Annotated in this window: 19 protein-coding genes; 8 read left to right on the top strand and 11 right to left on the bottom strand. The window is 70.6% G+C overall.

Features of this window, described 5'->3' with window-relative positions; genetic code table 11:
• Positions 1-86: 86 nt before the first annotated feature.
• From AC0VYM_RS18025 to AC0VYM_RS18035, 3 genes are all read left to right on the top strand, one after another.
• Positions 87-1,283: an AMP-binding protein gene (locus AC0VYM_RS18025; protein ID WP_475463098.1), complete on the top strand. Its 1,197-nt coding sequence runs from the start codon at positions 87-89 to the stop codon at positions 1,281-1,283.
• A gap of 530 nt (positions 1,284-1,813) precedes the next feature.
• Positions 1,814-3,223, top strand: a complete 1,410-nt coding sequence (locus AC0VYM_RS18030; RefSeq protein WP_475453657.1) for an RNA polymerase sigma factor — start codon at positions 1,814-1,816, stop codon at positions 3,221-3,223.
• Positions 3,224-3,365: 142 nt separating this feature from the next.
• Positions 3,366-3,719, top strand: coding sequence for a hypothetical protein (locus tag AC0VYM_RS18035; protein ID WP_475453659.1), 354 nt, complete (start codon positions 3,366-3,368; stop codon positions 3,717-3,719).
• Positions 3,720-3,843: 124 nt separating this feature from the next.
• Here AC0VYM_RS18035 and AC0VYM_RS18040 read toward each other — a convergent pair whose 3' ends face one another.
• The 4 genes from AC0VYM_RS18040 to AC0VYM_RS18055 all read right to left on the bottom strand — a co-directional run bounded on the left by AC0VYM_RS18040 (position 3,844) and on the right by AC0VYM_RS18055 (position 5,985).
• Positions 3,844-4,263 carry a hypothetical protein gene (locus AC0VYM_RS18040; protein ID WP_475453661.1) on the bottom strand — a complete coding sequence of 140 codons (420 nt, stop codon included), beginning with the start codon at positions 4,261-4,263 and terminating at the stop codon, positions 3,844-3,846.
• A gap of 68 nt (positions 4,264-4,331) precedes the next feature.
• A complete protein-coding gene (locus tag AC0VYM_RS18045; protein WP_475453663.1) occupies positions 4,332-4,514 on the bottom strand; it encodes a hypothetical protein in 183 nt (60 codons plus the stop codon).
• Between the two features lie 472 nt (positions 4,515-4,986).
• Positions 4,987-5,367, bottom strand: coding sequence for a GntR family transcriptional regulator (locus AC0VYM_RS18050; RefSeq protein WP_475453665.1), 381 nt, complete (start codon positions 5,365-5,367; stop codon positions 4,987-4,989).
• A 231-nt stretch (positions 5,368-5,598) separates the two neighbouring features.
• A complete protein-coding gene (locus AC0VYM_RS18055; protein ID WP_475453667.1) occupies positions 5,599-5,985 on the bottom strand; it encodes a hypothetical protein in 387 nt (128 codons plus the stop codon).
• Between the two features lie 158 nt (positions 5,986-6,143).
• Between AC0VYM_RS18055 and AC0VYM_RS18060 the strand changes: the two genes are divergently transcribed.
• Entirely contained in the window at positions 6,144-6,785 is a 642-nt protein-coding gene (locus tag AC0VYM_RS18060) for a TetR/AcrR family transcriptional regulator (RefSeq protein ID WP_475453669.1), read from the top strand.
• Between the two features lie 4 nt (positions 6,786-6,789).
• Here the strand turns inward: AC0VYM_RS18060 and AC0VYM_RS18065 are convergent, their stop codons facing one another.
• The 3 genes from AC0VYM_RS18065 to AC0VYM_RS18075 all read right to left on the bottom strand — a co-directional run bounded on the left by AC0VYM_RS18065 (position 6,790) and on the right by AC0VYM_RS18075 (position 10,164).
• Entirely contained in the window at positions 6,790-8,604 is a 1,815-nt protein-coding gene (locus AC0VYM_RS18065; protein WP_475453671.1) for an ABC transporter ATP-binding protein, read from the bottom strand.
• 13 nt (positions 8,605-8,617) lie between these two features.
• A complete protein-coding gene (locus tag AC0VYM_RS18070) occupies positions 8,618-9,631 on the bottom strand; it encodes an ABC transporter permease (RefSeq protein ID WP_475453673.1) in 1,014 nt (337 codons plus the stop codon).
• A 230-nt stretch (positions 9,632-9,861) separates the two neighbouring features.
• On the bottom strand, positions 9,862-10,164 hold the full coding sequence (locus AC0VYM_RS18075) for a hypothetical protein (protein ID WP_475453675.1): 303 nt from the start codon (positions 10,162-10,164) through the stop codon (positions 9,862-9,864).
• Positions 10,165-10,667: 503 nt separating this feature from the next.
• Between AC0VYM_RS18075 and AC0VYM_RS18080 the strand changes: the two genes are divergently transcribed.
• Positions 10,668-12,026 (top strand): hypothetical protein, encoded by a 1,359-nt coding sequence (locus AC0VYM_RS18080; protein ID WP_475453677.1) that lies wholly within the window; start codon positions 10,668-10,670, stop codon positions 12,024-12,026.
• 305 nt (positions 12,027-12,331) lie between these two features.
• Positions 12,332-13,564: a lipase family alpha/beta hydrolase gene (locus AC0VYM_RS18085; RefSeq protein WP_475453679.1), complete on the top strand. Its 1,233-nt coding sequence runs from the start codon at positions 12,332-12,334 to the stop codon at positions 13,562-13,564.
• 102 nt (positions 13,565-13,666) lie between these two features.
• On the opposite strand, the gene AC0VYM_RS18090 is transcribed toward AC0VYM_RS18085, so the two are convergent.
• Positions 13,667-13,795: a hypothetical protein gene (locus AC0VYM_RS18090; RefSeq protein WP_475453681.1), complete on the bottom strand. Its 129-nt coding sequence runs from the start codon at positions 13,793-13,795 to the stop codon at positions 13,667-13,669.
• Positions 13,796-14,456: 661 nt separating this feature from the next.
• Positions 14,457-14,588 carry a hypothetical protein gene (locus AC0VYM_RS18095; protein ID WP_475453683.1) on the bottom strand — a complete coding sequence of 44 codons (132 nt, stop codon included), beginning with the start codon at positions 14,586-14,588 and terminating at the stop codon, positions 14,457-14,459.
• A 253-nt stretch (positions 14,589-14,841) separates the two neighbouring features.
• Between AC0VYM_RS18095 and AC0VYM_RS18100 the strand changes: the two genes are divergently transcribed.
• Together AC0VYM_RS18100 and AC0VYM_RS18105 are read left to right on the top strand one after the other, a co-directional pair.
• A complete protein-coding gene (locus AC0VYM_RS18100; protein ID WP_475453685.1) occupies positions 14,842-15,303 on the top strand; it encodes a hypothetical protein in 462 nt (153 codons plus the stop codon).
• 3 nt (positions 15,304-15,306) lie between these two features.
• Positions 15,307-15,504 (top strand): hypothetical protein, encoded by a 198-nt coding sequence (locus tag AC0VYM_RS18105; RefSeq protein WP_475453687.1) that lies wholly within the window; start codon positions 15,307-15,309, stop codon positions 15,502-15,504.
• An 85-nt stretch (positions 15,505-15,589) separates the two neighbouring features.
• On the opposite strand, the gene AC0VYM_RS18110 is transcribed toward AC0VYM_RS18105, so the two are convergent.
• Together AC0VYM_RS18110 and AC0VYM_RS18115 are read right to left on the bottom strand one after the other, a co-directional pair.
• Entirely contained in the window at positions 15,590-17,395 is a 1,806-nt protein-coding gene (locus tag AC0VYM_RS18110; RefSeq protein WP_475453689.1) for an ABC transporter substrate-binding protein, read from the bottom strand.
• Positions 17,396-17,491: 96 nt separating this feature from the next.
• Entirely contained in the window at positions 17,492-18,517 is a 1,026-nt protein-coding gene (locus AC0VYM_RS18115) for an ABC transporter permease (protein WP_475453691.1), read from the bottom strand.
• Between the last annotated feature and the right edge of the window lie 20 nt (positions 18,518-18,537).

The following is an 18,537-nucleotide window of genomic DNA, read 5'->3' on the forward strand; positions in this document are numbered from 1 at the left end:
CACAAGCAAGCGAACCCCGGTCCCAGGTCCCCGGCCGCGAGGACGAACGCGTCCTCCAGGCGGTACGCGGTCTGACCCCCGCCCACATGCACGAGCTGCTCGCGCGGGCGTTGGACGGGACCGGACCCGCGCTGCTGCCCATCCCCGACGGCACCCCCGCTCCGCGTGCCGAGGCGCTGCTGACCGCCATGCGGCCCTCGTCGCTGCGCACCCCCGACGGCGTGGCCGACCTGCCCGACGGCACCCCCGTGGGCCCGGACGCGGCGCTGGTGGTCACCACCTCGGGTTCGACGGGTGAGCCCAAGGGCGTGGAGCTGTCCGCGACCGCCCTGCGCGCCTCGGCCCGCGCCTCCGTCGCCCGGATCGGCGCCGCACCGGGCGACCGCTGGCTGTGCGTGCTCCCCGCCGGGCACATCTCCGGCATCCAGGTGATGATCCGCGCCCTGGTCACCGGGGGCGAGGTGGTGCACGCCCCGTTCGACACCGACGCGGTCGCGGAGCTGGCGCGCGAACTGCGTCCGCACGTGTCGCTGGTCCCCACCCAGCTGCGTCGACTGCTGGCGGCCGGGGCCGACCTGTCGGCGTTCGGCACGATCCTGCTCGGCGGCGCGGCGGCCGAGCCCTCCCTCCTGGACGCGGCCCGCGCCGCGGGCGGTCGGGTGGTGACCACCTACGGCATGAGCGAGACGTGCGGCGGGTGCGTGTACGACGGCGTGCCGCTGGACGGGGTCGAGGTCCGGATCTCCGGCGCCGAGCCCGGTGAACCCGGCCGGATCGTGCTGGGCGGGCCGACCCTGCTCACCGGGTACCGGATGCCGCCGGGTTCGGAGGAGCGGGGGTGGGCCCGGGACGGGGCCGGGATGGCCCGGGACGGGGCCGGGATGGCCCGCGACGACGCCGGGGCCCCGTGGCTGCGTACCAACGACCTGGGGAGCCTGGACGCCGGGGGACGTCTGCACGTGTTGGGCCGCATGGACGAGGTGGTCAACACCGGCGGTCACAAGGTGGTGCCCGGCCAGGTGAACGCCATCCTGGCCGCCCGCCCCGAGATCGCGGAGTCGGTGGTCGTGGGCCGCCCGGACCCCGAGTGGGGCGAGCGGGTGAGCGCCGTCGTGGTGCCCGCCGACCCCGACGACCCGCCCACGCTGGAACAGCTGCGGGGATGGGTCCGGGAGCGGCTGCCCTCCTACGCCGCCCCCCGGGAGCTGGACCTGCGCTCCGCGCTGCCGATGCTCGCCTCCGGCAAGCCCGACCTCGTCACCCTGCGCCGCCCCGCCCCCTGACCGGTCGAGGGCCGTCCCCCACCCGATCCGCCGCCCCGGATCACCCGGTGCGCGGATTCCTCCCGCCCCCGCTGGTCGGAGCCGGAACACCGCCCCACCGGGGGCCGAGGGCGCGTTTACCGGTGTGGTCCGTACACGTGGGACCCTGGCCCGGGAGACGTTGTCCGGTTGGCGGGGAACTTCCGAAAGCTCCCTGGCGTCTACCTGAGTATCCGGTCTCTTCGGCCCCTCTTCCAAGGAGGTCCGCGGTTGGCGGCAGCCATCGACCCCAACGTCCGCTCCCCTGCGTCCTCCCCCGCGCCCGGAACGCCTGTCGCGCGGCGGTTCTCGCACTCGGACCGAGCGGGCGCCATTACCCGCATGGGTCGGTCCTCCGCCACTCATGGGACAGTGATCCATACCACCCTGTTCGATATCCAATCGAGACAGGGAACATTTGACTCGCCGACACGTTGGACATATTGGCGCGACCAGTCGGCGGGAACCCTCCGCCGCGTGCCACACGTCCTGGAAGGGAGGGAGGTGCCCACATGACGAGCACTGCCCTAGACGCTTCCGGCCCCGAGGCCGAAGTCCCCGACGGCAACGCTCCGACCGAGGGCCGTGCCGCCCACGAGGCTCTGACCGACCTGATCACCCAGGGGCGCGCCCAGGGACACCTGTCCCTCTCAGAACTACGTACCGCTTTCTCCGCGGCCGGAGTCACCTCCAGTGACGGCCGCTCCATCCTGCGTGAACTCACCGAGAACGGGGTCCGGCTCGCCAACGGGGGCGAGGACTCCGCGATGGTGGCCGACCCTGACGCCGAGGACGACGTGCTGGAAAACACTCTCATCGCGACGGTACCCGACACCGACGAGGCACCCAAGGCCGCGACCGGCAAGGCCGCCTCGCGCAAGGGCCCCTCCACCCGGAGGAAGGCCCGCACCACGCGGCGCACCAAGAAGACCGAGACCAACCAGAACACCACCGACCCGGAGACCGGCGAGGCCGACCTCGACGACCAGTCACCCGCCATGGGCGACTCGGTCCACACCTACCTCAAGGCGATCGGGCGGCGTCAGCTGCTCACCGCCGAGCAGGAGGTGGACCTGGCCAAGCGGGTCGAGGCCGGACTCTACGCCGAGTACCGGCTCGGACTGCACGGCGAGGTCGACGCGTCCGTGCCCATGGCCGACGCCGAGCGCGACGAGCTGGAGTGGGTGGCCGAGGACGGCCGCAAGGCCAAGTCCCACATGCTGGAGGCCAACCTCCGCCTGGTCGTCTCCGTGGCCAAGAAGTACAGCGACCGCGGCATGTCCCTGCTGGACGTGGTGCAGGAGGGCAACCTCGGCCTCATCCGCGCCGTGGAGAAGTTCGACTACACCAAGGGCTTCAAGTTCTCCACCTACGCCATGTGGTGGATCCGCCAGGCCATCCAGCGCGGGTTCGCGGACTCCGCCCGCACCATCCGCCTGCCCGTGCACGTCCTGGAGCTGCTCAGCAAGGTGAGCCGCCTGGAGCGCGACATGCACCAGGCGCTGGGCCGCGAGCCCACCCCCGAGGAGCTGGGCCTGGAGCTGGACAAGACCCCGGCCCAGATCGAGGAGCTGCTGCGGGTCACCCGCCAGCCGATCAGCCTCGACTCCACCATCGGTGAGGACGGCGAGACCCGCATCGGTGACCTCATCGAGGACGTGGACGCCTCGGAGGCCTCCGAGGTGGTCGACCGCCAGCTCATGGCCGACCAGCTGCGCAACGCCCTGTCGGACCTGGAGCCGCGCGAGGCGACGATCATGTCGCTGCGCTTCGGCCTGATGGACGGCAGGCCGCGCACCCTCGACGAGATCGGCAAGCACCTGGGGCTCACGCGTGAGCGCATCCGGCAGCTGGAGAAGCAGTCGCTGTCCAAGCTGCGCCACCCGAGCCGGGCCCAGCAGCTGCTGGACTTCGCCAGCTGACCGCACCTCGGTGACACACGGGGCCGTTCCCCCCTCGGGAGAACGGCCCCTTCGGCGTGCGGGCTCAGGGACAACCCCGAACTTCCCCTGGTATCCGGGGACGGGAGCGGTCGGCGTACCCGCCCGGTGGGACGATGGGCGGATGACCGACAACCCCCGGCGCCACCAGGACGAGATCGCCGCCGCGCTGCGCGCCAGCCGTGAGCTGGGCCCCGAGTACGACGAGGCGGTCGCGGCCTCCCTGGTCGAGCGTGTGGACGACACCATCGAGGAGCGCGTCAGGTACCACGTGGCGCGCCGGGCCGGAGCCGACGACGCCCGTGTCGGCGTCTCCTCCAACACGGTGCGCATGGTCCTGGCGCTGGTGTGCCTGGGAGTCAGCATCCCCGTCACGGGCATCGTCGCGGCGCTCGTCGGGAGCGCCGTCTCCGTCTTCATGGTGTGGGCGGGCCTGATCGCCTTCTACCTGGTCGCGGTCCTGGGCCTGCGTCGCTGAGCACGCCGCCCGGCTGGGAACGCCTCACGCGTTCGAGGGCGTCCGATCGGGCGCGTGGGACGGGGGCGGACCGCTCCGGTCCCGGCCCCCGTCTCCGTGTCTCGGCTCCGTGGTGCGGCCGCGCCTAGAAACCGCAGGCCGCGAGGATCATGTCGTGCGTCTCGGCGGTCCAGTCCAGGGCGTCGGCCAGTCCGTTGCCCGGGGCGTCGCCGAAGTCCAGTTCCTCCAGGACGGCGTTGACGGCGTCGGCGCGCTCGGTGGCGTCCTCCCGGAGGTCTCCGCGAGCCGCGTTCTCCAGGCGTTCGACGTCCAGCACGTGGGTGTCCAGCACCGCGTAGTGCTCGTCCTGGAACGGGATCCCGTCGACGAGGACGTCGGCCCCGATGCTCTCGGCCGCCAGTTCGACGGCGGAGATGTTGCTCTGGATCTCGGCGCACGCGGCGTCGATCTCGGCCCGGTTCCCCGAACAGGCGGTCAGCGCCAGGGGAACGGCCAGGGCTGCGGTCAGGGACAGGGCACGGGTGAGGATCGGGGGGTGGGACACGGTACTGCTCGTTTCCTTCTCGGGGGATTCGGGGGTTCTGCCGGGGGTCACGTGGTCGCGGGGCGGGGTCAGATCAGCAGCGCGATGACCACCACGAGGACGACCAGGAGGCCGACGACGGCTCCCAGGCATCCCAGCACAGCGCCCAGGCCTCCACCTCGTGGAGCGAACCCGGGGCCGTCGCTGTAGTAGTGGCGGTTCCGGCCGTAGTGCCAGCGGTTCCGGGGACGGTCGCTGTGCGCGGAGCCCACGACGTGGGTGTGTCGGCTCGGCCGCGAGGCACGCGAGGACCTTCGGGATCGCGGGGAGCCCGAACGCGACTGGAACCCGCCGCCGGGGCGCGCGGCACCACCGGAGTTGAAGCCGCCACCGGAGCGGCCGGCCCCTCCACCGCTGCCGCGCGAGTTGAAGCCGCCACCGCGGCGCGAGGCGCCTCCGCGCGAGCTGCCGCCTCCGGAACGGCTCCCTCCGGAGCGGCCTCCGCCCGAACGGCCACCGCCGGAGCGGCCTCCGCCCGAACGTCCGCCTGATGATGACCGTCCGCCGCCGGATCTCCTGCTCATCGGGCGCCTCCTTGGGGGTTGTCGTTCACCGCCGCCGGGGGAGGGCGGCGCACCACGACAGTATCGCTGAACGCCCCAGTTCAGGGGGTTCCGGAGGGGTTCGGTCCGATTGCGGTCACCACACGCGGAGGAGGGAACCCCACGGGTCCCCCGTGCGTCGTCAGTGACTGACGCCCGGTGCCCCCTCCAGGGCGGCGCGCAGGATCTCGACGGCCTCCTCGCGCTCCAGCCCGACCCGGGTGATGACCTCGGCGTAGACCCTTGCGGCGGCCAGGGCCTCGGCGCGCTGGTCGTCCCCGGCGGCGGCCACGAAGGTCCCCGAGCGGCCCCGGGTCTCCACGACCCCGGCCTGTTCGAGTTCCCGGTAGGCGCGGGCGACGGTGTTCACCGCGACGGAGAGCTCACCGGCCAGCGCACGGACGGTGGGCAGCCGGTAGCCGACGGGAAGTTCACCGTTGGCCGCCGCGATCGCGACGAGAGCTCTGATCTGTTCGTAGGGCGGAACCTTCGACGTTGGATCAATGCGGATGAAATCCGCCATGTCCTGATGCGCTCCCCACGTGAATCGCCGACCACTCACCCGGCACGGACCGGGCGTTCGTCCAACCTATGCCCACTCGCGACCCTCCACCAACCTCGCTGGGTCACGCTCCGCGCACAGTTCGTCCCACTGGTCACCCTGGGTCAGATCCTCCCCGGTCCTGGGAGGTCGGGGCCCGAACGAGGCGGCCCCACGGGGGTGAGCCGTGGGGCCGCCGGCGCCGACTCCGGGTCAGGCGACCGGCCGGGGCACCCACTGGATACCGTGCAGCCGGTGCGCCTCCCGGACCGTGAGCAGATGCTCCGCGACCTGCGTGGCCTGCTTGATCTCGGGCCGGGCCAGGCGCTTGCGGCGCCGGATGCGGTCCGTGTAGCCCCTGACCCCGACCAGCACGCGCTCCTGCGCGTAGGCGGCGCGCATGGCCTCGGTGAGGGCGGTGTCGAACCGCACGCCGCGGTCGTGGACCTCCTCGACCGGGGCGTCCTGCTCACGCGCCGCGTCCAGGGCGCGCTCCGCCTCGGCCACCGACCTCAGGAGCTCGGGGAGCCGCTCGGCCCGCTCCTGGTCGTGGGCGAGGTCCTCGCGCGCCTTCGTCCTGTCCTGCTTGCCAAGTCCCATGTCCGCTCTCCGTGGGGAGTACCGTCAGCCGTGTCGAGGCAACTCTATGGGTGACGAAGATCATCGGGCGAGCCGGACCGTGCGTCGGTGGTGGCGTCGCGGTGGCCGACCTGCCAGCTTGACTCCGTCGACCCCCACGTCCCCCGAAAGGCACCAGAGTGAGCAGGAACTACGCGGGACTGAGCCGCGAGCGCATCATCGTCGAGGCGCTCCACATCATCGCCGGCCGGGGCCTGGGCGGGCTGTCCATGCGCCGTCTGGGCGACGCCCTGGACGTGGAGGCGATGGCGATCTACCACCACTTCCCCAAGGGCAAGGAACAGCTGTTCAACGCGATCGCCGCGTACGTCACCACGGCGCGGGTGGTCAGCGGGCTGACGGAGGGCCAGGGGCCGCCCGGGGACGCCGACGGCGCGGAGGGTGAGGAGGCGACCGGCACCAACCCCGTCGAGGTCGCCGGGGCGGACGGCCTCCCCTGGGACCGGCGCCTCACCCTCTGGGCCGAGGCCTACCGGGAACGGCTGCTCACCTACTCCGGGGCGCTGTCACTGCTCATGCACCGCGCCCCGCACACCGTGGGTGAGGAGGACACGCGAGCGCTGCTCCACACCGCCCTCACCGAGGCGGGGCTCTCCGAGGACGACGTGCCGCGGGCCTGCGACGCGCTGAACGCCTACTGCCTGGGCGCTGTCGCCCACCAGGTCCGGCACGAGGACCGTGAGGACGCCGCCGACGCGGCCGAGGCCCTGGCCGGGTTCCGGTTCGGTCTGCGCGCCCTGCTCACGGGCCTCTCCGGCTGAGCGGTCAGTTCCCCCGCAGCCGCACCCGTTCGCTGCGCAGTTCGCGGGCCTCGTCGGGGTCCAGAACGGGGGCGGCGGTGAGCAGCTGCCTGGTGTAGTCGCTCTGCGGGCTCTCGTAGATGGTGTCACTGTCACCCATCTCGACGATCTCGCCCTTGCGCATGACGGCGACGCGGTCGCTGACCTGGCGCACGACGGCCAGGTCGTGGGCGACGAAGATGTAGGTGAGGCCGAAGTCGTCCTGGAGTTCCGAGAGCAGGCGCAGCACCTGGTCCTGGGTGGACACGTCCAGCGCGGACACGGGTTCGTCGCACACGATCAGCCTCGGTTTGAGGATCAGCGCACGGGCGATGGCGATGCGCTGGCGCTGGCCGCCGGAGAACGCGTGCGGGAACCGGTTGTAGTGACCGGGTTCGAGACCGACCCGTTCGAGCAGTTCCTGGACCTGCGAGCGGATCTTCCGGGAGTTTCGCTCTCCCTGGACGCGCAGGGCCGTGCCGATGCTCTCACCGATGGTCAGGCGCGGGTTCAGCGAGGAGTAGGGGTTCTGGAACACCATCTGCACGTCACGGCGGAGCGGACGCAGCCGCCGTTCCGGCAGGTGGGTGATGTCCTGCCCCTCGAACTCCACCGTGCCCTCGGTGGGCTCCAGCAGCCGCATGACCATCCTGGACAGGGTGCTCTTCCCGGAACCGGACTCCCCCACGACGCCGAGGGTCTCGCCCTTGTGCAGGTCGAAACTGACGCCCTTGACCGCCCAGAAGTCCGTGGCGCGGCCCCACAGTCCGCCCCGTACCTTGAAACTCTGTGAGACGTCGCGGACGCGCAGGAGCGGGGCGCCCCGCTCCTCCGTCGCGGCGGGCCCGAAGGCGGAGAAGGGGGCCGGTTCCGCCGCCTCGGCGTCGGTGCTCCCGGAGGCCCGGCGCTGTTCCCGCCGCGACCGCTCCGCCCGTTCGGCGCGGTCCCGGGCCCGACGCTCGGCCCGCGAGACCTCCACGCGCGGCACGGCGGCCAGCAGCGCCTGCGTGTAGGGGTGCTCGGGCTCCGCGAGGACACCCCGCACGGAGCCGCGCTCCACCGCTCCGCCCTCGCGCATCACCACGACCTCGTCCACGGATCCCGCGACCACGGCGAGGTCGTGCGAGACCAGGATCAGCGCCATGTCGAGTTCGCGGCGCAGCTCGTCCAGCAGGTCGAGGATCTGGGCCTGCACGGTGACGTCCAAGGCGGTGGTCGGCTCGTCCGCGAGCAGCACCTTCGGGTCGCACATGAGTCCCATGGCGATCAGCACGCGCTGGCGCATGCCGCCGGAGAACTCGTGCGGGTAGGAGTTGATCCGTTGGGCGGGCTCGGGGATGCCGACCTTCTCCAGGGACTCGATCGCCCTGGTGCGGGCCTGGGCCCGGGACACCTGCGGCCGGTGCACGCGCAGCGCCTCGACCAGCTGGTTGCCGATCGTGTACTGCGGGTGCAGCGACTGCATCGGGTCCTGGAAGACCATCGCGATGTCGTTGCCCCGCATGGAGCGCAGTTTCCCGTCGGTGGCGGTGACCACGTCGGTGCCCACGACCTCGATCCCGCCGGTGATCCGCGCCCGGCTGCCCCGGTGCAGGCCCATCAGCGCCAGCGAGGTCACGCTCTTGCCGGAACCCGACTCACCCACGATCCCGAGCGCGCCACCGGCGGGCACCTCGAAGGAGAGACCCTTCACCGCGTGGACGTCGCCGTCCAGGGTCGGGAAGGTGACGTGCAGGTCGTCCACGCGCACGACCGGGGCGGCGGAGGAACCGGCCGGGGACCCTGAAGGGGTTTCGGTCATCGGAAGGCCTCTCTCAGTTGTGGATGCGCACGCGCGGGTCGATGAGCGGGTAGACCAGGTCGACCAACAGGTTGCAGATGACGATGAAGAAGGCGCCGAACAGGGTCACGCCGAGGATGACCGGGAGGTCGCTCTGGGTGATGGCCTGGACCGCGTACCGGCCGATCCCGTTCAGGGAGAAGACCTGTTCGGTCAGGACGGCGCCGCCCAGGACCAGCCCCAGGTCCAGGCCGAAGATGGTGACGATGGGGGTGAGGGTCGGCCGCAGCGCGTGCTTGAGCACGACCTTGCGCTCGCTCAGGCCCTTGGCCCGGGCCGTGCGGATGTAGTCCTCGTTGAGGGTCTCCAGCATGCCCGCACGGGTCTGCCGCGCGTACATGGCCGCGTGCAGGAACGCCAGGGTCAGCCACGGCAGCAGCATGCCCTGGGCCCAGGCGAAGGGGTCCTCGGTGAGGGGAACGTAGCGCGGGGTGGCGAACAGGCCCCAGGCGTGGACCAGGAAGGCCAGGGCGAGCAGACCGGTGAAGAAGATCGGCAGGGAGACCCCGGCCAGCGCGACGCCCATGGCGAGGCGGTCGAAGAGGCTGCCCTTCCACACCGCCGAGATCACGCCGACGGCGACGCCGCCCACCAGCCAGATGACACCCGCGCCGAGGGCCAGCGAGGCGGTCACCGGGAGGCGGGAGATGATCTCGGGGAACACCTCCTGGTAGGTCTGGAACGAGTAGCCGAAGCAGGGGGCGGCGCACTCGATGGTGTCCCGGCCGAACTGGTACTGGGCGCCGAAGAAGATGCCCCGGACGAACTCCCAGAACTGGACCGCGATCGGCTGGTCGAGACCCAGGCGTTCGATGGTCGCCTGGATCGCCTCGGGGGTGGGGGCCCGGCCGACGTACATCGTGGCCAGCTGCTCGGTGGTACGCCCCGCCCACCTGGGCACCACGTAGAAGATGGCGAAGGTGACCATGGTGACCACGGCCAGGAGCAGCAGTCCGGCGCCCAGGCGGCGCAGGATGTAGGTCAGCAAGGCGCGTGCCTTCTCTCGTCAGGGGACAGGGCCGAGGGGCCCGGGTTCGGGGTGGAGGCGATTCCACCCCGAAGCCAAACCGTAACCCATGGCAATCAGACGATCACGCCACGAAGTCGGCGTGTACACGGGGACGCCGACGGCGAACGGGCTGACGATCCGTTCGGCGCGGGGATGGGGCGGGCCGCCCGAGCTGACGGGCGACCCGCCCCGGTGTCGTCACGGGCGGCTCAGCGGTCGACGGACCCGCGCCACGCGCGCGCCCGGCGCCGGTCCTCGTGGCGCCGCCTGCGGTTGGCGGCCCTCGTGTGGGCCCGCCATTCGGCGGTGCAGCCGCGCTTGTTGCATCCCGAGCAGCAGCCCCGGCGCATCACCACCGCGCCGGGAGGCTCCCACCGGCAGCGGGTCCCGGAGCGTTCACGGGTCGGTTCCGAAGGCAGGTCGCACGGGCCTTCGGTGTGGTCGTGCTCGGGGACGGGGCCGTGCTCGCGCTGGCGCACCCACAGTGGTTTGGTCCTGTCCGTGCGGGACATCTCGTTCCTCCCGGAACCCGCCGTCCGTGGTCCCGGTCCCTCCGGGCGGACGGCTGGGCCAAGACGCCCATGGCGGCCACCTCCTCCCGCGCACTCGCTCTCCGGACACCGTGCCACGCCGACGGCGCGGACGGAATCCCGTTCTCACGGGGGTGGGCCCCGGCGCGCGCTGACCTGACCAACCAGGAGCCGATCGTGACCGGTCGTACCGGGACCGCCATCTCACGGAACTACCCCTGGGCAACCAGGTCACCGGCCAGGAGAGCTGGCGGGGTTCGGCGGGACCTGAACACAGGTATCGGCTCTCACGTTTCGATGGAACTCTGTCCGCATTTCGGGCCGCTTGGTCACCGCCGAGCCGCACGATCGTTCACTCAGGGTCGTCGCGCCGCCGCAACGCGGACAGCATGGGAAGTGACCGTCCCGTGCACGCGGTTCCCCCCGACGGTCGACCGCCATCGGACCGTGGGAGCCCCCGCTCCCACCCGCACGGGAAGAGGCCCATGACCTACTCCAAGCCCTGCGTCTTCGGGGAACTGACCCTGGTCTTCAGCACCAACGAGAAGCACCCGCCCAGCCCCGACTACTTCGCCTCCACCGGCCTGTACAAGCTCGACGGCCTGATGATGTGGCTCAAATCCACGAACCCCGAGAGCAAGGCGGTGGTCGCGGCCGAAGGCAGGCGCGAGATCAAGATGGGCAACGCCACCAGCTGGCGGCTTCAGCCACCCCCCGGCTACCGGGCGCTCTCGGACGACCCGTCAGCCAGCCTGACCCCGGACGGGTACTACGGCGCGGGAACCACCGCCTGCGTCAAGGAGACCATCAACGGCGTCAACTACGTCGTTCCGGGGGAGAAGGGCTACAGCACTGACAGCGCCCTGATCGGTTACATGCAGACGGACCGGCCCAAGACGATGATCGAGAAGAACACCGTGATGGTCGCCCCCGAGACCACCTGGCACTCCTACTACAGGTTCCTGACCCTGGAATCCGGTGAGGAACCGGGGGAGGTGTTCGTCCTCAACCTGCCCCTGCCCGTGGTCAAGGGCGGCGACCTGGCTCGGCCCAGGATCACCGATCCCAACAACGTCCCCTCCGAGCAGAGCCCGGTCATCGACCGGGAGGTGATCGTGCCGTGCGTGGCGGTCAAGGACCGCGGCAAGTCGCTGGACTGGATCCTGCGGAACTCACCCACCTACACCCTGCGCCGACGCCGCTCCTACTCGCTGGTGGCCACTTTGGACCTGCGCGGCTCCACCCAGGGAGGCGACATCAGGAAGAAGGTCGCCTGGGGAGTCTCCAAGACCCAGACAGAAACCTACAGCCAGAGCACCAGCGTGACGGTGGGCTACGAGACCGGGATCCAGGTGGAGGGCATCGGCGGCTCCAAGATCAGCGCCTCCATCACCCAGTCCATGGGCTACGAGCAGTCCTCCTCCACCACCGACATGCACCAGGAGGAGGTCGAGGTCGGCGGCAACGCCGGCGCCGGTCTGGTCACCGCGATGTACTCCGAGAAGCACGCGGTCTACGCGGTGCGCAACGACACCGACCACACCTTCTGCTCCGACGACGAGCGCAACGTGGTCGCCTTCAACGCCGGGATGCGCTACGCCGTCGTGGACAGCGGCGGCCACGTGCAGACCTCACCCTCGCAGGACGAGCAGGACCCCCGGGCCGAGGGGCTGATCCGCGCCACCAGCGCCGGAACCGTGACAGCGCAGGTGCCTGCGCCCGACCAGCTGACCGGACCGCACGCCCCCGAGGGGGCGCCGAAGGTTCCTCAGCAGGCCCGCTCGAAGGATCCGCACCGGACCCTGTCGGAGGTCGCTGCGGAGGCGGAGGCTGCTGCGGAGTAGGAGCGCTCCAGGAGTCGTGCCCGCACCGGTCGCGCCCGGGTCGCCCTGGTGCGGGCCGACCCCGAGGGTGTCGGCGGGGCTGTGCCCGTCCTGTTGACCCTGGTCTGGCCGCAAGGGGGCTCTGCGGTCGGCCGGATCCCCCGCTGGCGTGGCTCCCGGAACCGCCCGTACCACCGCCAACCGCACGCCCTGCGGCGGTCATCGGCCGCTGATGGCCCGTTTCCCCCACCATCCGGCGTACGGAGGACAAGGATGGCCGCGACGGAGGCGGGCGGAAGGCGCCCGCCCAGAGCCAAGGAACGCCCGTGAGCACCACCGAAGAACAGGCCGCCGAAGCCCTCCAAGCCGCGTCCCCGATCGTCCTGGCGCCCGGACCGCGCACCGCCGAGCGCATTCCGCCCATGCCCGACGAGGTCTGGGACCTGCCCCACGGCACCGCCTGGGTCTACCGCGGCGAGGGCAACAGCCAGCTCACCCGCCCGGTCCTGATGGCGGACGGCTTCAGCGTCGGCCCCAGCGACCTCGCCTTCACCTGGCAGAACCTGGAGTACGGTCCGTACCCGCTGCTGAGCGAGACCCGCCGCCGGGGCCGCGACGTCGTCCTGGTCGGCTACCACGAGCGCAGCGCGTCGATCCTGCAGAACGCCGAGACGGTGATCGCCGCCGTCATCGAGGCGATCGACCGCCGCGCGGGCGACCACCCGCTGACCGTCGGCGGTTTCAGCATGGGCGGTCTGGTCACCCGGTACGCCCTCGCCAAGATGGAGACGGTGGGCATCGAGCACCAGGCGCAGCTCTACTTCTCCTACGACAGCCCGCACAACGGCGCCTGGATCCCCGTCTCCCTCCAGGCGTTCGCGCACTACACCAGGAAGCTCGACCCCCGCTTCTCCGACCAGATCAACAGCCCGGCCGCCCAGGAGCTGCTGAGCCAGCACATCGCGAGCTGGCAGGACAAGCCCGCCACCAGTGAGCGGCGCCTGGAGTTCCTGCGGGCGCTGGAGGAGGTCGGTAACTGGCCCAGGTCCCGGGAGACCCGACTGATCGCCCTGGCCAACGGTCCCGACTCCGGTGCCGGTAATGGTGTGGAGCCTGGGGTCGAGGCGGTGATCGGGAAGGGGCTGGCCGTCACCGGCACCGAGTTGCGCACCCAGGCCGAGGGCGACAACCAACTGGCCGCCAAGCTCCGGGTGGTCACCCTGCCCAGCCGTGAGATCCGCACCAGCGAACTGCCCGACATCGACGGCGCACCCGGTGGCACCCTGCCCGGTTTCGGGATTCTCGCCGACGCGCTGAACGGTCTGCCGTCCTGGCTGGGCTTCAAGGTCGAGAACCCGGTCCGCGAGCACTGCTTCGTCCCGGCCGTCAGCGCCATCTCCCTGCGTGAGCCGACCACCCACGACGACCTCCACACGCCGATCAGCGACGAGGAGCTGGAGGAGACCCCCTTCCACGACGTCAAACTCTCCTCACAGAGCGAGATGCACACCCTGGTCACCGAGGAGCTGTCCACCTGGTTCCTGGACCAGCTGCCCTAAGGACAGGCGCTCCGGACACCGCGATGAAGGGGCAACGAAGGTTCATTCGTTGCCCCTTCCGTGACCTGGCCCGTCCACCCCTCAGGGTGCCAGACAGGTGGTTCAGAACCGGATGGGCACCAACTTGAGGTCGAACACCGCCTTCTCCCCCAGGACCGACCCGTCGAAGCCCATCTTCAGCCAGTCGTTCGGGAGGGAGAGGGAAACCTGCCCCTGGACGTTCCCGCCCAAGCCGAGAGGTGATCCCGTCGCGGAAACCTCCCTTGGCGCTGGCCAGATGGACGGTGGGGCGGAACGGCATCGCGTAGCCCAGTTCGACGGACATGCTCCCGCTGTCGAAGTCCAAGGCCACGTGCGTCTGCAACGCGACCGCCTTCAGCGCCACCTGGATCTCGTAGCTCTCCGAGAGTTGTGCGTCCGGGCCGTGGACCGGGCCGCCTTCAGACGTCCGGGCGAAGACATGCATCGGCGCGCCGTCTGAGGCGGGCTCGATGTGGTGGTGCCCCTCCGTCCAGCGGTGCAGGTCGGAGGGGGTCTTCCTGACCATGGTGAACGCGGAGATCACGTGGACCTCCCGATCTCCAGGTGGATGCGGGTTCTGATGACCCGGCTCGGGTCGCGCGCTCTGGCTGGACCGTCACGCACACCACCAACGTCCCCACCCGGTGTGCTGGGTGGGGACGTTCGATGTTCACGCCCGCTCATCTCAGGTCACGAGCCCACCAGGGGTGGCCGATTGGAGCGGCCCGCCCCTGGACCCGAAGATGCCCCATGTGGGACCAGGCCACCGAACCAGTGGGGGCCTACAAGCGGTTCTCAGTGGTTGGGCAGCGTCGACCGAGGCAGGATGCCCCGACTCAACCCCGGGTCGGACGGCGAGTGCTGTGTGTCCCTAGTGGCGGGGGCAGTACATCGAGGCGAGGAGCGTGCCCTCGGGGTACGGGCAGTCGTTGGCGCTGGCGGGCATGGCGGCCGTGCCCAGGACAGCGGCTGTCAGGGCGAAAACGGCGATGATGCGGCGCATCGGTCTCCTCGTGCGGTGAAGATGTCTCTTGACAAGCTCAGGCGTGCCCCACGCCCCCCGGGCGGAAACCGTGCGGGCTGCGGTGTTGGCGGGGTGTGGCCCGCAAATCGGGTCGGAGTTCCGCGAGTCGCCCCCAACCTGGTGGCCTGGTTGTCGGGGTTCTCGTCCTGGGGTTTTGCGTTCCGGGGTGCGAACACCACCCGAGACACTACGCTAAGTAGTGATTCCTTTTCCTAGAGTGATAGCGAGTGTCATGCGCACCCCGTACCTGATCGTGCCCGCCCTGACCCTGGGCGCCCTGCTCGCCACCACCGCACCGGCCGCCGCAGCCGCGACCCAGGACACCACCCGCCACGCCCAGGCCTCTGAGTGCGGCACCACCCTGCACAGCTGGACCGGTTCCCAGGACCAGGCCACCTACACCGGCACCCTGAGCACCGGAGACGGTGAACACGTCGCGCACACGGTCGTCTTCGACAAGGGAACCGCCACCCACACCATGAAGCTGTCAGACGGAAAGCAGCTGGCCGACGCGGCCACCGGGTCCTACACGGACGCCCTCGACGAACACCGGCTCTCTCTCATCGTCACCGCCCCCACGGGGCCTGAGAGCCTGGAGTTCGACCGCCCCGTGTGCGACTCCAGCGGGCAGATCACGGGGGCTCGACTCAGCTACGAGGGCGGCGGGCAACTGGGGACGGTGACGCGCCAGTAGAGCATGGGCCACCTCGACAACTCCATCGCGGGCCTGTACACGCACACGGCGGCTCGCTCTCGTCGCAGGTTGAAGGAGGACTTGGAAGAGCTGTGGTGGGAGTCCCTGGCGGCTCGCAAGCGCCTTTCGGACAGGTCCTTGGTGCCGCTGCTGCACCAGCTTCTCCAGAAGGTCGATCTGGAACTCGAAACGGGGCAGTGACCGAGGATTTTGCCCCTCATCTGCCCCCAAAGGGGGTAGAGGCCGGTCACTGCCCCACGCCGGACGGCGTTCTGCCTGCTGTTCCCTAGTTGTTGCCGGTGCCCAGGGACATGTAGTCGTACATCGAGTAACCCGCGTGGTAGTACACGTTGGTCAGGTTCGAGGGACGGTAGAGCACCGTCCGCTCGAACACGGCGGGCAGGATCGGGGCCTGCTCCATCGCCCGCTCGTCGATCCTCGTGTAGATCTCCGCGCGCTCGTCCGGGTCGGAGACCGCGACGACCTCGTCGAACCAGTCGTTGATCTGCGGGTCGTCGATCTCGGAGATGTTCGAGTTTCCGGCCTGCTGGATGGCGTCGCCGTCCAGGATCTTGCTCATGAACCCGTAGCCGCTGGCCCAGTCCGGCGCCCAGCCGTACACGGTCAGCCCGAGGTCGTTGTCGGCCACGAAGGACGGCGAGCCCGCCTGGGTGTTGGTGTAGGTGTCGGACGGGTACTGCTTGATCTCCGTGTCGATGCCCACCCGGGCCAGGGCCTGCTGGAGCGCCTCGGCGGTGCTGACGTCCGAGGGCCGGTCGGCGCGGGCGCCGATGGCGGTGGAGAAGCCGTCCGGCTGGCCGCACTCCTCCAGCTTCTGCCGGGCCTTGTCCAGGTCGCCCTTGTTCCCCTCGGACGGGTAGGGGTCGAAGCTCGGGTCGGCGCCGGGCAGCGCTCCGGGCATGATCTGGGTGGCGACGTCACCGCCGGTGTCGCCGCCCCAGGCGCGCTGGAGGGCGTCCCGGTCGGCCGCGTACATGATCGCCTGGCGGCAGGCCAGGTTGTCCAGCGGTTCCATGACGGTGTTGATGTTGACGTAGCGCAGGGTGTTGGTCTGCGGGTTGTCGACGTTGTGGCGCTGGCCCTCGTCGGTGATGACGGTGCCCTTCATCGCCGGGCCGACACCGGCCCCGGCGAGGTCCACGTCCAGCTCGCCGTTGACCAGCCGCTGGTCGATCTCGTTCTGGTCGACGCCCAGCTCCACCTCGACGCGGTCCGGCAGCGCCTTGCGGGTGGGGTCGGTGGAGGCGTCCCACTGGTCGTTGCGCTCCAGGTTCAGGGAGACGCCCGGCCGGTAGTCCCCGTCGAACTTGTAGGGCCCGGAGGAGAGCACGTGGCTCTGGTACTGCTCGCCCCGGTCGGCGTCGGCGGGCACCGGCGCGGTCTGCGGCTGGAGGAGCACGTAGGGGAACTCGGAGAAGCTCTCCTTGAGGTGGAAGACCAGGGTGTGGTCGTCCGGGGTCTCGATCCCGTCGAACCCGGCCAGCGGGTCGCCCTCGTCCGCGTAGGGGCCCTCGTAGTCGTCGCTGTCGGCCAGCAGCCCCTGGAAGTACTTGGGGCCGTTGGGCAGCGCCTGGTCTCCGAAGTTGCTGCGCGCGATGGCGTACTTGACGTCCTCGGCGGTGATCTCCGAGCCGTCCTCGTACTTCAGGCCCGGTTTGATGCGCACGGTCCACTCGGTGGAGTCCTCGTTGCCCTCGGGCATCGCCTCGGCCAGGTCGGGCTGGAGTTGGATGCCCTCCTCCCCGGGCGCCTCGGTGTAGGTGAGCAGCGTGCGCGCGTAGTAGCGGGAGAAGTTCCAGCTGAACGCGTAGTAGGTGTTGCCCGGGTCGGGTGAGTCGAAGTCGGAGGAGATGGCGTAGCGCAGGGTTCCGCCGCTCTGGTCGGAGGGGTTGACGATGGTGGTCTCGCCCTCGTTGAACTCGGCGTCGGACTGCCCGCCGCCTCCGCCCCCGTCTCCCCCGCAGGCGGCCAGGAGCACCGCCATGGCGGTGCCCACGGCCACGGGTGCGGCGGCTCGTCGGAACGCGCCGCGCCGGGGCGGTTGCTGGCGCGTGGAGTGATGGGTGGTCACCTGGGCCTCCTGGTCGGTTCGCTGGTGGGGCCGTGCGGCGCACGGCCCCGGCCGAGGGGTCTCGGCTGGACTCTGGGGCCGGCGGCCCCGTGGACGTCAGTCGGAGGAGCGCGGGTCGAAGGCGTCGCGCAGTCCGTCCCCGAAGAGGTTGAAGGCGAGGACGGTGACGAAGATGGCCAGACCCGGGATGATCACGAAGTGCGGCGAGGTGGTGTAGAAGCGCAGGGCGTTCTCCAACATGCCGCCCCAGGTGGCCATGGGCGGGTTGATGCCCACGCCCAGGAAGCTCAGGGCCGCCTCGAAGAGGATGTTCGTGGGGATGAGCAGGGTGGAGTAGACGAGGATCGGCGTGACCAGGTTGGGCAGGATCTCGCGGAAGACGATGTGGGTGCTGCCCGCTCCGAGGCTGCGCGCGGCCTCGACGAACTCGCGTTCCTTGAGGGTGAGGGTCTGTCCGCGCACGATCCGGCCGATGTAGGGCCAGTTGAAGAAGCCGATGATGAACACCAGGACGCCGATGCGCAGGTTGTTGCCGGACAGGCCGAAGGCGCCGTCGGGGATGACGCCGACCAGGGCGATGGCGAAGAGCAGCAGCGGGAAGGCGAGGAAGATGTCCATGGTGCGGCTGATGACGACGTCCACCCAGCCGCCGAAGTACCCGGCGAGGATGCCCAGGACGGTGCCGATGACCACGCACACCACGGTGGCGACGGTGGCGACCAGGAGTGAGGTGCGGGCTCCGTAGACGATGCGGCTGAACAGGTCGCGGCCGTTGACCGGTTCCACGCCCAGGAGGTGCTGGGCGCTGATCCCGCCCCAGGGGTCGAGGCCCTGGGCGGGGTCGTCCGGGTCGCGCAGGACCCCGCCGGTGAGCGGGTCGACCAGGCCCTGGTTGAACTGGTTGGGCGGGTGGCCGAACCAGGCGGTGAGCAGGGGCGCGCAGATCGCGACGAGGATGAGCAGGACGACCACGATCCCGCCGGTCATGCCGACCCTGTCCATGCGGAAGCTCTGCCAGGCGATCTGGCGCAGGGAACGGCTGGCGGCGTTCCTGGCCCCCGCGACGACCGCCTCTGGCTCGGCGTGCTGGGACGACTCAGGCACGTCCATCGGCGCGGTCATCTACCCCTGCCTCCCGCTGT

It is taken from the genome of Nocardiopsis sp. iso_237 (assembly GCF_056173345.1).